The organism is Prauserella halophila, from assembly GCF_024171895.1.
Taxonomy (GTDB): domain Bacteria; phylum Actinomycetota; class Actinomycetes; order Mycobacteriales; family Pseudonocardiaceae; genus Prauserella; species Prauserella halophila.
On record NZ_JAMTCQ010000013.1, the window covers coordinates 52,379 to 65,925 of the forward strand.

Sequence of the window (13,547 nt, forward strand, 5' to 3'; positions counted from 1 at the left end):
ACACACTTCGGGATCGACGGACCTAGAGTTAGAACTGACCAGTCAGTTCAAAAGGATGACGTATGCAGATGATCGCCGACCGGGTCCGCATCGATGGCCCGCACGGAACGCTCGTGCCGCAGACCTCGCTCACCGTCTCGTCCGGCGAGTTCGTCGTCGTGAAGGGCGAGCCCGGTACCGGCGTCACGGCGTTCGGCCTCGCCCTCGCCGGGCGGCTGCGCCCCTCCACCGGCACGGTCACCGTCCACGACGACACACCCGATCCCACCGACCGCGCCGACGACGACCCGGACCAAGACGACCCGGACCGAGACGACCCGGACCGAGACGACGGGGACGGGAACGAGGACGGCGACGGCAGCGACGACAGCGACAGCGACAGCGACAGCGACAGCGACAGCGACAGCGACGAGAGCCCCGCCGACGAGAGCGACAGCGACGCGGACGACAGCGGGGACAACTCCGAGGACAGCGGCAGCCGGTCGGACCGGCCCGCAGACAGTCCCGACGCCACTGCAGCCCCGGCCGGCACTGCCCGCACGGCGTCACGACTCGTCGCGGTCGTCGACGCCCCCGGCGTCAGTGAGCCCGACGAAGCGCTGCCCGTCCGCGTCGTCGTCGGCGAGGAACTGGCACTCGCGGGCAGGCCCGCGAACAAGGCCGCGGTCACCCGCTGGCTCGCCGATCACGACGCGGCGCCCTACGCGGACTCCCGGTTCGAACATCTCGACGCCGATCTCCGCACTCGACTGCTGACCACGCTTGCCGCATCCCGCGACGGCGTGCGGATGCTCGTGCTCGACCGTCCCGACCGGCACACGAGCGAGACCGACGGGTGGGTGCAGCTCGCCCGCGAACACGCCGAGCGGGGACTCGCAGTCGTCGTACTGACGGCCACCGTTCCCGATTCGGCGCTGCCGACCGAACCCGCACACATCGGCAGGCTCGGCCAACCCGACCCCGCACGCCCGCTGCCGGAGGACCACTCGTGAACGCCGTTCACCTCGCTCACAACGAGCTGCGCAGGCTCACCACAGGCACGCTGCCCAAGCTCGCCATCGCCGCGATCGTGCTCGTACCCCTGCTGTACGCGTCCCTGTACCTGTACTCCAATTACGACCCGTACGGCCGACTCGACAATCTCCCGGCCGCGATCGTCGACAACGACGCGGGCTCCGGCACCGGGGACGACCACCGCAACGTCGGCCGAGACGTCACCGACGAACTCCTGCGATCCGGCGACTTCGACTGGCAGTCGGTGTCGGCGGAGGAGGCCCACAACGGTGTCCGGGACGGCGACTACGCGTTCGCGATCACCATTCCCCGCGGCTTCAGCAAGGCACTGACGTCGAGCGCCGATTTCGAGCCACGTCAGGCCGGGATCACGCTGACCACCAACGACACGAACAACTACCTCTCCCACACGATCGCCGATCAGGTCGCAGAGAAGGTGCGGGACACGATCGCGAAGAAGGTCGGCACGCAGGCGGCCGACCGGTTCCTCGTCGGGTTCTCCACGATCCACGAACGCACCGCGAAGGCCACGGACGGAGCACGGCAGCTCGCCGACGGCGCCCGCGAACTCCGCGACGGCCAGCAACAGCTCGCGAACGGCGCATCGCAGCTCGACACGAGCAGCAGCCAGCTCGCGTCGGGACTGGCGACGCTGAAGTCGAGTACCGAGAACCTGCCCGAGCAGGCCCGCAAGCTCGCGAACGGCGCCAACCAGGTCGCAGCCGGCAACGAGCAGATCGCCGCGAAGGCGTCGGCCCTCGCGCAGGGATCGACGGACCTGCAGAACAGCCTGAACAACGCGGACGACCAGCTCGGGCAGCGACTCCGCGAAGGTGGGCTCGGCGAACAGGAGGTCCAACACGTCCTGGGGGTGCTCGGGGAACTGCGCACACCGATCGACGAAGCCGACGGCCGGATCCAGCAGACATCGTCGCAGCTGAACACCCTCGCCACCGGTGCGCGGGAGGTCGCGAACGGCGCGCAGCGCATCGCGGGCAGCGCACCGCAGCTGAGCAACGGTATCGCCAGCGCAGCCGACGGGGCGCAGAAGCTCTCGAACGGAGCAGCGAGCCTCGACAGCGGTGAGCAGGACGCCCTGGCCGGTTCGAAGGAACTCGTCAGCGGCGCGAACGAACTCCGGGACGGGCTCAGCGAAGGGCTCGACCAGATTCCCGACACCGACGACGACACGCGGGAGCAGACGGCACGCACCATCGCCGATCCCGTCTCCGTCGACAACGCGAGCATGGCCAGCGCGGGCACGTACGGGGCCGGGCTCGCCCCGTTCTTCATCGGCCTGGCGACATGGATCGGTGCCTTCGTGTTGTTCCTGCTCCTGCGCCCGTTGTCGACGCGTGCCCTCACTGCGGGTGCGTCGCCGCTGCGGGTCGCCGTCGGCGGGTGGCTGTCGGCAGCCGCGCTCGGGATCGCCCAGGTGGTGGTGCTGTTCGGCGCCGTGACCTGGCTCGTCGGCATCCCGGTCGCGGATCCGGTTGCGGCGCTGGGCTTCGTGATCCTGACGTCGCTGACGTTCACCGCGATCGTGCACGCGCTCAACGCGCTCTTCGGTGCGGTCGGCAAGTTCCTCGGGCTCGTGCTGCTCGTACTGCAGCTCGTCAGCGCGGGAGGCACGTTCCCCTGGCAGACCTTGCCCGACGCGCTGCAACCGCTGCACGCGGCGCTGCCGATGGGCTATGTGATCGACGGACTGCGGCACCTGCTCTACAGCGGAGCGTCGGCAGAGATGCTCATCGACGTCGGCGTCCTCGTGGCCTATCTCGCGGCCGGGCTCACGGCCTCGACGCTGGCCGCACGGCGACGTCGCATGTGGACGGTCGGCAGTCTCAAACCGGAGCTGGCGCTGTGACCGCTCGGGCGGAGGCGACCCGCAGGCGGCTGTTCGAGGCGACGATGCGCCTGGCACGTGGCACGGGACTGGCCGGTGTCACCGTCGACGACATCGCCGCCGAAGCCGGTGTCGCCAAGGGCACCGTGTACTACAACTTCGGCAGCAAGAACGGGCTCGTCGAGGCGCTGCTGCGCTACGGCGTCAACGACCTCGCCGAGCGGTTGACCGCCGCCGTCGAGAGCTCGGACGACCCGTCCGCCGGACTCGCCGCACTGGTGGACGCCGCGTTGGCCTTCATCGAGCAGTACCCGGGGTTCTCACAGATCCTCGTGAGCGAGCTCTGGCGGACGCCGGGCCGTTGGGCCGAGACACTCGCACCGCTGCGGGAGGAGATCCTCACGATCCTCGAAGGCCAATTGGAACGGGTCGCCGCCACCCGGCGGTTCCCGGTGGACGTGCCCGCGCGGAGGGCGGCGACGGCGCTGTTCGGGACGCTGCTCGTGTCGGCGCTCGACTGGCTGGTCTTCGAACCGCACCGGGACCGGGCAGAGGTGCGGGACGGGGTGCTCACCCTCCTCGCCGCACGGGCCGACACCGGGTGAGCGCACCCGGACCGGTGCGCTCACCCGCTGGTCAGGGTCTGCGCACCGGCCTCCGCTCCCCCAGCTGATGCGCCGAGGGCGGCCTGCCGTCGAGCGCACGCCCAACCGCGTCGAGCACTCCCCGCTCGATCTCCTCGTGCCTCAGTGGCCTGCCCACCGCAACGTCCGAGGTGGACCCGAGCAGCACCTGCTGGGTCGGCCGGTGCGGGTAGTACGGGGCCGGTGGTGCGACGACCTCGCGGTGCGTCGGGATGGTGGTCACCTCGACCACGGGAGCAGCGGCCGAGAGCAACGGGGCGACGGCGGCCAGCACGGCCTCCCGGTAGGTCTCGTGCACCCACGCGACGAGCAGATCGGCAGGCTCGACCAGCACCTCGCCCGCTTTCCGGGCGAGCTCGGCCGGCTCGTCCCACTGCGCCCGCACCCACGTCGCCCGGCCGGCACCGATCGTGGTGCGGCGGTTGCCCGCCGTCCAGCGGACCGCGTGCGACTCGGGGTCTCCTGCCGGAACGGGTGCGTACCGCCGGCTCGGCAGTACGACCTGCCAGCCGTCGACCGCGAGCTCCCTCGCAACCCGGCGGAGCATCCCGGTCCCGGCGAGCAGCAGCGCGCGGCGCGTCATGACGAGCACGATAGTGACCGAGCACCGCGCCCGCAGTGCTCGAGCCGCAGTGCCCGATACCCCGGTGTTCGAGCCGCAGTGTTCGATGCCGCAGGCCGTGCCGGGTGGTCAGTGCGCGGCGTCGTTCCAGGAGCGCCCGAACCCGACGGACACTTCCAGCGGCACGGCGAGCTCGCACGCCGCGCCCATCTCGCGGCGCACCAGCTGCTCGACCTCGGCGTGCTCGCCCTCGACGATCTCGAGGATCAATTCGTCGTGCACCTGAAGCAGCGTGCGGCTGCGCAGGTCCGACGAGGCCAGCGCGCCGCAGACGCCCAGCATCGCGACCTTGATGATGTCGGCGGCACTGCCCTGAATGGGCGCGTTGAGCGCCATCCGTTCGGCCATCTCACGCCGCTGCCGGTTCTCGCTCGTCAGGTCCGGCAGATACCGCCGCCTGCCGAAGATCGTCTGCGTGTAGCCGGACTTCGCGGCCTCGTCGACGACGGTCTGCAGGTAGTCGCGAACCCCGCCGAAGCGCGCGAAGTAGTTGTCCATCAGCCCGCGGGCCTCCTCGGTGGAGATCCGCAGCTGCTGCGAGAGCCCGTACGCCGACAGTCCGTAGGCGAGGCCGTAGTTCATCGCCTTGATCTTGGCGCGCTGGGGACCGGTCACCTCGGCCGGATCGACGCCGAACACCGCGGCGGCCGTCGCGGCGTGGAAATCGGTCCCGGATTGGAACGCCTCGATCAGGTCGGTGTCGCCGGACAGGTGCGCCATGATCCGCATTTCGATCTGGCTGTAGTCGGCGGTCATCAGCTGGTCGTAGCCCTCGCCGACGACGAACGCCTCCCGGATCCGCCTTCCCTCGTCGGTGCGGATCGGGATGTTCTGCAGGTTCGGGTCCACAGAGGACAGCCGGCCGGTCGCGGCGATCGTCTGGTGCAGCGTCGTGTGGATCCGGCCGTCGGGCGCGACGGCCTTGATCAGCCCTTCGACCGTACTGCGCAGCCGTGCGGCGTCGCGGTGTTCCAGCAGGTGCTGCAGGAACGGGTGCTCGGTCTTCTCGTACAACGTCTGCAGCGCATCGGCGTCGGTCGTGTACCCCGTCTTGGTGCGCTTGGTCTTCGGCATGCCGAGCTCGTCGAACAGCACGACCTGCAACTGTTTCGGTGAACCGAGGTTGATCTGCTTGCCGATGACGCCGTAGGCGCTTTCGGTGGCCTCCTTGACCCGGCTCGCGTAGTGCGCCTCGAGCGTCGTCAACTGCTCCTGGTCGACAGCCACGCCCGCGGCCTCGAGCTCGGTGATCACCGACAGCAGCGGCAGTTCGATCTCCGCCAGCAGCCGGCCCCCGCCGATCCCTTCGAGCTCCGTGGTCAGCGCCTCGGCCAGCTCGGTGGTCGCCCGCGCGCGCACGAGTTCGTCGTGCACGAGTTCGGCGTCGTCGTCGGAGTCCGAACCCCCGGAGGTGTCGAGCAGCGAGAGCTGTCCCTCACCGCCGGAGGATTCGGAGCGCAGTTCCCGCTGCAGGTACCGCAGCACGAGATCGGCGAGTTCGAACGTGCGCTGGCCCGGCCGCACCAGATACGCGGCCAGCTCGGTGTCCATCGTCAGGCCGCGCACCCGCCAGCCGCGCGCCAGCAGGCCGTGCAACGGGGCCTTGAGCGCATGCCCGGCCTTGTGCACCTCGGGATCGGCGAGCCAGGAGCCCAGGGCCGCCTCGTCCTCCGGGTCGAGCGCGGTCAGGTCCAGGTACGCACCCTCTCCGTCGGACGCGGCGAGGGCGATCGACGAGGCGTCCGCCGCGACCGACGCACCCGTGACCCGTACGGCGAGCCCCGTGGTCGTGCCGGCCGTCGCGTGCTCGGCCAGCCACCCCGCGACCGTGCCGGGTGCCAGGGCGCCGCCGTTGACGCTGAACCCCTCGTCGGCCTCGGGCTCGGCGCTGGAGAGCGTCGCGAACAGCCGGTCACGGAGCACGCGGAACTCGAGCTCGTCGAACAGCCGGTGCACCGCGTCGCGGTCCCACGCCTTGACCTCGAGGTCCGCGGGAGCCGCCTCGAGCGGCACGTCCCGCACCAGCTCCGTGAGCTGCCGGTTGAGCAGCACGCCGTCGAGGTGCGAGCGCAGCGCGTCGCCGACCTTGCCCTTGACCTCGTCCACCCGGTCGACCAGCTCCCCGAGGGAGCCGAACTGGCGGATCCACTTCGCCGCCGTCTTCTCCCCCACGCCCGGGATGCCGGGCAGGTTGTCCGACGGGTCGCCGCGCAGTGCCGCGAAGTCCGGGTACTGCACCGGGGACAGGCCGTACTTCTCCTGCACGCCGTCCGGGTCGAACCGGACGAGCTCCGACACGCCCTTCTTCGGGTACAGCACCGTGATGGTGTCGGTGACGAGCTGCAGCGCGTCCCGGTCGCCCGTACAGATGAGGACCTCGTAGCCGGAATCGGTCGCCTCGGTCGACAGCGTGGCGATCAGGTCGTCCGCCTCGTAGCCGGACTTCTCCAGCACCGGGATCGTCAGCGTGCCGAGGACCTGCTTGATCAGCTCGACCTGACCCTTGAAGTCGTCCGGGGTGGCCGAGCGGTTGGCCTTGTACTCGGCGAACGTCTCCGAGCGGAACGTCTGCCGGGAGACGTCGAACGCCACGGCCAGGTGCGTCGGCTCCTCGTCCCGCAACAGGTTGATCAGCATCGACGTGAACCCGAAAACCGCGTTCGTCACCTGTCCCGTCGACGTCCGGAAGCGGTCCGCGGGCACCGCGTAGAACGCGCGGTAGGCCATCGAATGGCCGTCGATCAGCAGCAGCCGCTGCGTCCCCGCTCCGGCTGAGGCCGGCGACGACACAGCCGGCGACGCGGGCGGCGTGGCGGACGGTTCTTCGGTCTTCGCGTCTGGACTCACGCCCGTGAGTCTAGGGTGAGGGCCCGACAGCGCCGTCTGTCGCATAGACCGAGGAGAGACGAGTGACCAACAACGGTTCTGAGCAGGCATTTCGGGAGTCGCTGGCGGGCCTCACGCCCGAGATCGCAGCCCAGCAACTCAACGACAAGATCGGCATGGAATTCGGCCAACTCTCGCCCGAACGCGTGACAGCCACCATGCCCGTCGAAGGCAACCTCCAGCCGTACGGGCTGCTGCACGGCGGCGCCAACGCCGTGCTCGCCGAGGCGCTCGGCTCGACCGTCGCGGCACTCAACGCCGGTGACGGCCGCATCGCGGTCGGGGTCGACCTGAACTGCACCCATCACCGGGCGGTCACGTCCGGCACCGTCTCCGCGGTCGCGACGCCCGTGCACGTGGGGCGCTCCGCCGTGACCGCCGAGGTCGTCATCTCCGACGACGCGGGCCGCCGCAGCTGCACCGCCCGGCTGACCTGCATGGTCCGCGACGCGCCTCCCGCGGCCTGACCACCGGGCGTCATCACTCCGGTACCCGTCGCCCACCGGGGCGGCGGGTACCGCCCGGCCTGCCGATAGCCTGACCGGATGAACTCCGACGACGTGCGGCTCACCGCGGTCGAGCTGACCTCCTACATCGAGGACTACCTCTCCGACGAACCGGAATTCGAGGTCGATCCCGCCGTCGCGACGACCGCCCTGCAGCTGCTCGCCGACGAGTGCGGAGTGCGCGACCCCGGCGAACTCGCCGACGGCGACGTGACCCGGCTGCTGCTCCAGGTGTATCCGGCGGCCCGGCCGGACGACGACCCCAACGACGTCGTCAACGCGGTCGACCTGATGATCGACTTCGCGTTCGACAGCGAGCGCATCGACGAGGGCCGGCACGCCACGCTGCTCGGTGAACTCGACGACGCCGAGACGGCCCTGTTCGGCGCGCTCGACCGGCCGCGGCTGGCCGAGAACGAGCCGGACCTCAAGACGCTCTACAACCTCCCCGACCGGCTGGGCCCGATCCGCCTGCCCGCCGAGGACGAACTCGCCGCGGCCGCACGCCGTTCGCCGTTGCTCACGCAGGCGCGCGCGCTGGCCGCGAGCGTGGCCGACGGCCACGATCTCGCCGCGGCCGCCGACACGGCGGGTGTGGCCGAAACGGATCTGCCCACCGTGGCGGAGCTCGCCTCGCACGTCGGTTTCGTCGAGTTCGACAGCGACGACAGCGACGACAGCGACGAGTCCGACACAGCCGACGAGTCCGACGAGTCCGACGAGGACGGTGTCGGCGAGACCGTGCCGTCGGCGGGGCCCGCCTTCGACGAATGGCCCGGCGGTGACGATGACGACGTGCTCACGGTGTGGGGGCATGCGCTCAACACACTGCTCGCCTGGAGCCTGCCCGCCGACGCGGACCGCGCGGGCGAGGAGACCCTCGACTTCACCGGCACGTCCGCGTGGTTCGTCCCGCTGCTGCTCACCTGGCGGGTCGGCCTTCCCGTGCGCGCGATCAGCGACATGATGGCCGACCTCGCGACCGACGACCTTCCCGCCGACGACGCCGACGCCGCGTGGCGCAGGTGGTCGGCCGAGCACGGCGACCCGGCCGAGGTGCTCCTGGGCAGACTCGCCGGACTCGGAGCCGTCGAACTCGACGAGGAGCACGACTCCGCCTCCACCGAGGGCACCCTCGTCCGGCTCACACCGCTGGCCGCCGCCTCGTTGCGCGGCGAGCTCGTCGCGTCCGGTGTGGACATGCCGCTACTGCCCGCGCCGGAGGACATGACGGCCGCCGACCTGATCGACGTCGCCACCCACGGCCTCGACGGCGAGATCGGCGTCGAGGCACCGGCGTGGTTCACCGCCCACCCACCGCTCGACGGGGCGCGCGCCCTGTTGGCCGTGGCCGCCGACGCCGAGGCATCACGCCGCGCGGAGGCCGTCGCGCTGCTGCGCCAGTACGCGGGTGCCGACGCGGAGGCCGCATGGCGGGAGGTACTGGACTCGGCGAACCTGCAGCTGCACGCACGCCTGGAGATCGCTGCGCTGCGCGGCGAGGAGACCGACCTCTCCGACGGAGAACTCGCCTGGCTCGCCGTCGACACGATCGCGGGCAAGCTCGGCCACCACGACACCGACGTGATCACCGCGGTCATCGAGCACATCATCCCCGCGGGTGCCACAGGGCCGGTCGACGGCATGGGGCGGGTCGACCACCCGGACGCGGTCGCCGTGCTCACCGCGGTGGGCCAGCACCATCCCGACAAACCCGTCGCGAAGGCCGCGCGCAAGGCGCTCCACAGGGCCGCCGACCGCGCCCGCTCGTAACCGCGCCGACACGGCCCCGTCCGGCGACACGGCCCTTCGGACGACTACGGTCCCTTCCGACGACACAAGCCCCCGTCACCACGCGTGGTGACGGGGGCTTCGTGCGGCTCGGCGGCCCGGAACGGCTCCCGGGTCGGTCCGGTCAGCTGTCGATACTCTCGATCACGGCCTCGGCGACGTCCTTCATCGTCGACCGCCGGTCCATCGCCGTGCGCTGGATCCACCGGAACGCGTCCGGCTCACTCAGCCCCTGCTGCGTCATGAGCAGGCCCTTGGCGCGGTCGATCACCTTCCGGGTCTCGAGGCGATCCGTCAGACCCGCGACCTCGGACTCCAGCGCCTGCAGCTCGGCGAACCGGCTGACGGCGAGTTCGATCGCCGGCACCAGGTCTCGCTTTGCGAACGGCTTGACCAGGTAGGCCATCGTGCCGGCCTCACGGGCCCGTTCGACGAGGTCACGCTGCGAGAACGCGGTCAGGATCACCACCGGGGCGATCCGGTCACCCGTGATCTTCGAAGCGGCCTCGATACCGTCGAGCTTCGGCATCTTTACGTCGAGGATGACGAGGTCGGGCTTCAGCTCGGTCGCCAGCTTGATGGCCTCCTCGCCATCGCCGGCCTCCCCGACCACTTCATAGCCTTCCTCGCGCAGCATCTCGACGAGGTCGAGGCGAATCAGCGCCTCGTCCTCTGCGACCAGCACGCGCCGCTGGGGTGCGGCGGCGCCTTCGCCGGCGTCGGTAGCCGCTTCGGTCACAGGGCTCCTCCTGGGACGATCAATCAGGCAAAAACATAGCGGGGTCCGCTAGGTGCAGGTTACCGGTTCTCCGGCCCGTCGTGACGATGGGCTTCGCCACGACAGATGATCACATGGCGGAAACCACGGCAGCCGCCAAGCGTGGTAACCCGAATGCCGTCTCGTATCCCGCATCGAGTACAGTCAGCAACCCGCACGCCCCCGTAGCCCAATCGGCAGAGGCGCACGACTCAAAATCGTGGCAGTGTGAGTTCGAGTCTCACCGGGGGCACTCGCTGACCAGGCATTTTCCTGCCGACAACAGAAGGCCCGCCCCGGTGCGTCCAGGGTTCATCACACGGCACTCGTGATCCTCACGGCACTCTCGCGCTCGTGAGTGCGCCGTCGGCCCCGCACGGGACCGTGTCACCGTCCCGATCGTGCCCGCGGCGACGGACGATACGGATGCGACCGATGAGACGGCGGCCTGCCGAAATGAGCAGCACGATGCCGGAATCCGGAACGACGTGAGCACCGGTGCTGCCGGTCGGCCCACTTGGTCGTTGACCCATCTGCCGGATGGTCTCTCCCGGGTCCGAGCAGCGAGGCCCGGTTCTGGATCACTCCTAGAAGGGCGGGCCGTCGTCGTCGTGGTGCTCCGGGGCGGTGGTTTCTCGTTCCGGTTCGGCACGGGCGGCGTGGCGGTGTGCGGGGGCGCGGCATTCCGGCGCCTCGCGTCCCGGGTCCTCACGTTTCGGGGCGTCGCGTGCCGGGGTGTCGCGTCCCGGGGCCTGTCCCGTCGGGGTGAGGACGGGTTCGCGGTGTGCGGTGTAGGTCGCCCCGTGCGGAGTTGTCACACGGGTGACGCCGCGGACCGGGTCGTAGCGGGCATTCCAGCCGGGCCGGTCTTTGAGTCGGTGATGTCGTCGGCAGCGGGGTCCGCCGTTGGCGACCGACGTCGACCCACCACCGCCACCGCCGTTGTCATTGGTGGTCCAGGGGTGTTCGTGGTCGTGGTCGCAGTGCCGGGCCGGTCGATGGCACCAGGGCATGACGCATTCCCGGTCCCGCACCCGCACCAACTCCCGGATCACCGCACTCGGCCGCCGCCTCCTGCGCCCCAGATCCACCGGCTCACCCGTGCCCGGGTCACACAACACCGCCCGCCAAATACTCCGCTCGTTGGTCATGATCTCCCGCGCGATCGGGGCCGGGACGGGTCCGTACCCGTCCAACTCACACCCGTCGTCGGACAGCGACAGGGCCGCATCGACAGGCACATGCAGATACACCATGGCCGCCGCCTCCGGCGGCGAAACACCGGGGTAACGCCCCAACAGCAGGTCCGCGGCCACGTCGGCGCGTAGCTGGTCCAGGGTGCGGAGGTCACCACCGTGCCGCAGCGATCGGGCCATCGCATCCACCCGCGAATAACAGGCACCCGCCCGTTCGGCCGGCAGACTCACCTCCAGCGACGACACAGCATGCTCACCCGGCGTGAGTTCGACTTTCCGTTCCGCCCGTGCCCGCCGGGCCCGTTCGGTCTGCCCGTCGGGATCGGTCTTCTCCACGAGCCGGCGCACCCGCTGCGCGAGGTTGCCCGGCTGCCACGCCGTCTCCGGCGCATCCACCAGCCTCTCCGCCAGCAGACCATCCACCTGGCGGGCGGTGTCGTCATCGAGCGGCTCAACCACCGCCAGCACCCGCCGCGCCCCGTACGACTCGACCTCACCGGACCGCATCGCCGCATGCAGCCGCGGCATCCGCCGCACCACCGACCGCCCATCCTCGATCCGCCACTCCACCTCCCGCGTCGACACCCGCAACACCGGCGTCAACTCCTCCACCACACCCCGATCGTCCCCCACATCCGCCGCGATCTCCGCCAACAGCTCGAGTTCTTCGGCATCGAGCCGCGCCCGCCGAGCCCGAACAACACCGACCCGCTCGATCTCCTCCATCACGTCATCCACAACATCTATAATATCGAACGCACGGTCGAACACGACATTACACAATAGAGTGACGAGAATCCGGTGGGACGTGTCTGAACCACCACCACCTGCACCACGTAGAACACAACTGCCACACCGCCATCACATACGAGACGTGCGAACGGGGCATTCCATCGAACCGGACGAGCAAGCGGCGACGGACCGACCCAGAACGCGGTCAACCGACCCCGAACGACCCACCCCGGGGCAGTTCAACCTGCACATCAGCCTCCACACCGACCCGGAAACACACTCCGGAAATATGCCGGCGACTGCCGAGGCCGGTCCGATGTGCGCCTCGCCCGACGACACGGGTTTCTCCATGCATTTCGCCGAGATGGCGTACGAGGAGAACTTCGGCTGACGATCGGCCGGAATTGTGAGCGACCGCCACGAGATTCTCTTCGCGGCACGTCGACGTTCGCCGGGATACCGGGCCGCAGAGTGCAGCAGCGCGCCGCGACGATCACGCCCGCAGGCCCCGGGCGAAGCGGTCGGTGGCGGCGGTGATCGCCGCCGTCATGCTTCCGCCACGGTGCCCGGTGTCGTCGAGGACCACCAGCTCACTACCGGGCCAGGCGCAGTGCAGTGCCCACGCCGTGTCGAGCGGACCGCTGACGTCGTAGCGCCCGTGGATCAACACGGCGGGAATCCCGTGGAGCCGCTCGATGTCACGCAGGAGCTGCCCGTCGTCCAGAAAACTGCCGTGGGACCAGTAATGAGTCACGATGCGGGCGAATGTCAGCTGGAACCCCGGGTCGGCGACCGACAGGTAGGGCTCCGCGTCCGGCGCCAGCGACATGTGGGTGTCCTCCCACTCGCACCACCGGCGTGCGGCCTCGGCCCGGACCTCGGGATCGGGATCGTGGAGCAGCCGGCTGTAGGCGGCCGCCAGGTCGCCGTCACGCTCGGCGGCGGGCACACCGTCACGGAACCGTTCCCACTCGCGCGGGAACACGCGGCCCATGTCGCGGGTGATCCAGTCGGTGCCGCGCCGGTCGCCGTCGGTCACGGCCGCGAGCACCAACTCGGTCACCCGCTCCGGATGCGCCTGCGCGTAGGCGAGCGCGAGCGTGACGCCCCACGAAGCGCCCCACACCAGCCAGCGCGTGATTCCCAGGTGGACCCGCAGCGCCTCGATGTCGGTGACGAGGTGCTGCGTGGTGTTGGCGGACAGATCGACGACCGGATCGGCCGCCGACGGGGTGCTGCGCCCGGAGCTGCGCTGGTCGAACAGGACCACACGGTAGCGGTCCGGATCGAACAGGCTGCGCATTCGCGGAGAGCTTCCGGTACCGGGACCGCCGTGCAGGGCCACGGCGGGCTTGCCGCCGGGATTTCCCGACACCTCCCAATACAGCGAGTGGCCGCCGCCGACCTCCAGCATCCCGGATTCCTGCGGCTCGACCGGTGGATAACGCCCGTCGTCGGATCTGCTGCCCATTGCGGCATGATGGCGCGTCGCGACCACGCCCGACAATCAACGGGAAACGGTGGCACGCCTGCCACCGTGACACCGTGCGCCT

11 protein-coding genes and 1 tRNA gene are annotated in these 13,547 nt (G+C 70.1%); 7 read left to right on the plus strand and 5 right to left on the minus strand.

Annotation, left to right across the window (positions count from 1 at the left end; translation table 11 throughout):
• Positions 1–62: 62 nt before the first annotated feature.
• The 3 genes from LY41_RS24120 to LY41_RS19560 are packed head-to-tail and all read left to right on the plus strand — an operon-like array spanning position 63 to position 3,465.
• On the plus strand, positions 63–992 hold the full coding sequence (locus tag LY41_RS24120; protein ID WP_372493325.1) for an ATP-binding cassette domain-containing protein: 930 nt from the start codon (positions 63–65) through the stop codon (positions 990–992).
• Positions 989–2,881, plus strand: a complete 1,893-nt coding sequence (locus LY41_RS19555; RefSeq protein WP_253865641.1) for a YhgE/Pip family protein — start codon at positions 989–991, stop codon at positions 2,879–2,881. The genes LY41_RS24120 and LY41_RS19555 overlap by 4 nt, the downstream gene beginning before the upstream one ends.
• Entirely contained in the window at positions 2,878–3,465 is a 588-nt protein-coding gene (locus LY41_RS19560; RefSeq protein WP_253865642.1) for a TetR/AcrR family transcriptional regulator, read from the plus strand. The genes LY41_RS19555 and LY41_RS19560 overlap by 4 nt, the downstream gene beginning before the upstream one ends.
• A gap of 31 nt (positions 3,466–3,496) precedes the next feature.
• Here the strand turns inward: LY41_RS19560 and LY41_RS19565 are convergent, their stop codons facing one another.
• A complete protein-coding gene (locus LY41_RS19565; RefSeq protein WP_253865643.1) occupies positions 3,497–4,087 on the minus strand; it encodes a Rossmann-fold NAD(P)-binding domain-containing protein in 591 nt (196 codons plus the stop codon).
• A 108-nt stretch (positions 4,088–4,195) separates the two neighbouring features.
• Complete coding sequence (gene polA / locus LY41_RS19570) at positions 4,196–6,916, minus strand: DNA polymerase I (RefSeq protein ID WP_253865885.1); 2,721 nt, start codon at positions 6,914–6,916, stop codon at positions 4,196–4,198.
• 119 nt (positions 6,917–7,035) lie between these two features.
• Between polA and LY41_RS19575 the strand changes: the two genes are divergently transcribed.
• Positions 7,036–7,479, plus strand: a complete 444-nt coding sequence (locus LY41_RS19575) for a hotdog fold thioesterase (protein WP_253865644.1) — start codon at positions 7,036–7,038, stop codon at positions 7,477–7,479.
• A gap of 78 nt (positions 7,480–7,557) precedes the next feature.
• Positions 7,558–9,291 carry a hypothetical protein gene (locus tag LY41_RS19580; RefSeq protein ID WP_253865645.1) on the plus strand — a complete coding sequence of 578 codons (1,734 nt, stop codon included), beginning with the start codon at positions 7,558–7,560 and terminating at the stop codon, positions 9,289–9,291.
• Positions 9,292–9,433: 142 nt separating this feature from the next.
• On the opposite strand, the gene LY41_RS19585 is transcribed toward LY41_RS19580, so the two are convergent.
• Positions 9,434–10,048 (minus strand): ANTAR domain-containing response regulator, encoded by a 615-nt coding sequence (locus LY41_RS19585; RefSeq protein ID WP_253865646.1) that lies wholly within the window; start codon positions 10,046–10,048, stop codon positions 9,434–9,436.
• 197 nt (positions 10,049–10,245) lie between these two features.
• Between LY41_RS19585 and LY41_RS19590 the strand changes: the two genes are divergently transcribed.
• Positions 10,246–10,319: transfer RNA gene (locus tag LY41_RS19590), tRNA-Leu, on the plus strand.
• A gap of 334 nt (positions 10,320–10,653) precedes the next feature.
• Here the strand turns inward: LY41_RS19590 and LY41_RS19595 are convergent.
• Entirely contained in the window at positions 10,654–12,000 is a 1,347-nt protein-coding gene (locus LY41_RS19595; protein ID WP_253865647.1) for an HNH endonuclease signature motif containing protein, read from the minus strand.
• A 283-nt stretch (positions 12,001–12,283) separates the two neighbouring features.
• Here LY41_RS19595 and LY41_RS19600 point away from each other — a divergent pair, with 283 nt between their 5' ends.
• The gene (locus tag LY41_RS19600; RefSeq protein ID WP_253865648.1) at positions 12,284–12,385 is read left to right on the plus strand and encodes a DUF1349 domain-containing protein; all 102 of its coding nucleotides are present in this window, start codon (positions 12,284–12,286) and stop codon (positions 12,383–12,385) included.
• 102 nt (positions 12,386–12,487) lie between these two features.
• Here LY41_RS19600 and pip read toward each other — a convergent pair whose 3' ends face one another.
• Positions 12,488–13,465 (minus strand): prolyl aminopeptidase, encoded by a 978-nt coding sequence (gene pip / locus LY41_RS19605; RefSeq protein WP_253865649.1) that lies wholly within the window; start codon positions 13,463–13,465, stop codon positions 12,488–12,490.
• Positions 13,466–13,547: the final 82 nt, after the last annotated feature.

Excerpts from the sequence above, each read along its gene's own strand:
- LY41_RS24120 (WP_372493325.1), top strand. The coding sequence starts at position 63 with ATGCAGATGATCGCCGACCGGGTCCGCATCGATGGCCCGCACGGAACG.
- LY41_RS19565 (WP_253865643.1), bottom strand. The coding sequence starts at position 4,087 with ATGACGCGCCGCGCGCTGCTGCTCGCCGGGACCGGGATGCTCCGCCGG.
- LY41_RS19580 (WP_253865645.1), top strand. The coding sequence starts at position 7,558 with ATGAACTCCGACGACGTGCGGCTCACCGCGGTCGAGCTGACCTCCTAC.
- LY41_RS19600 (WP_253865648.1), top strand. The coding sequence starts at position 12,284 with ATGCCGGCGACTGCCGAGGCCGGTCCGATGTGCGCCTCGCCCGACGAC.
- pip (WP_253865649.1), bottom strand. The coding sequence starts at position 13,465 with ATGGGCAGCAGATCCGACGACGGGCGTTATCCACCGGTCGAGCCGCAG.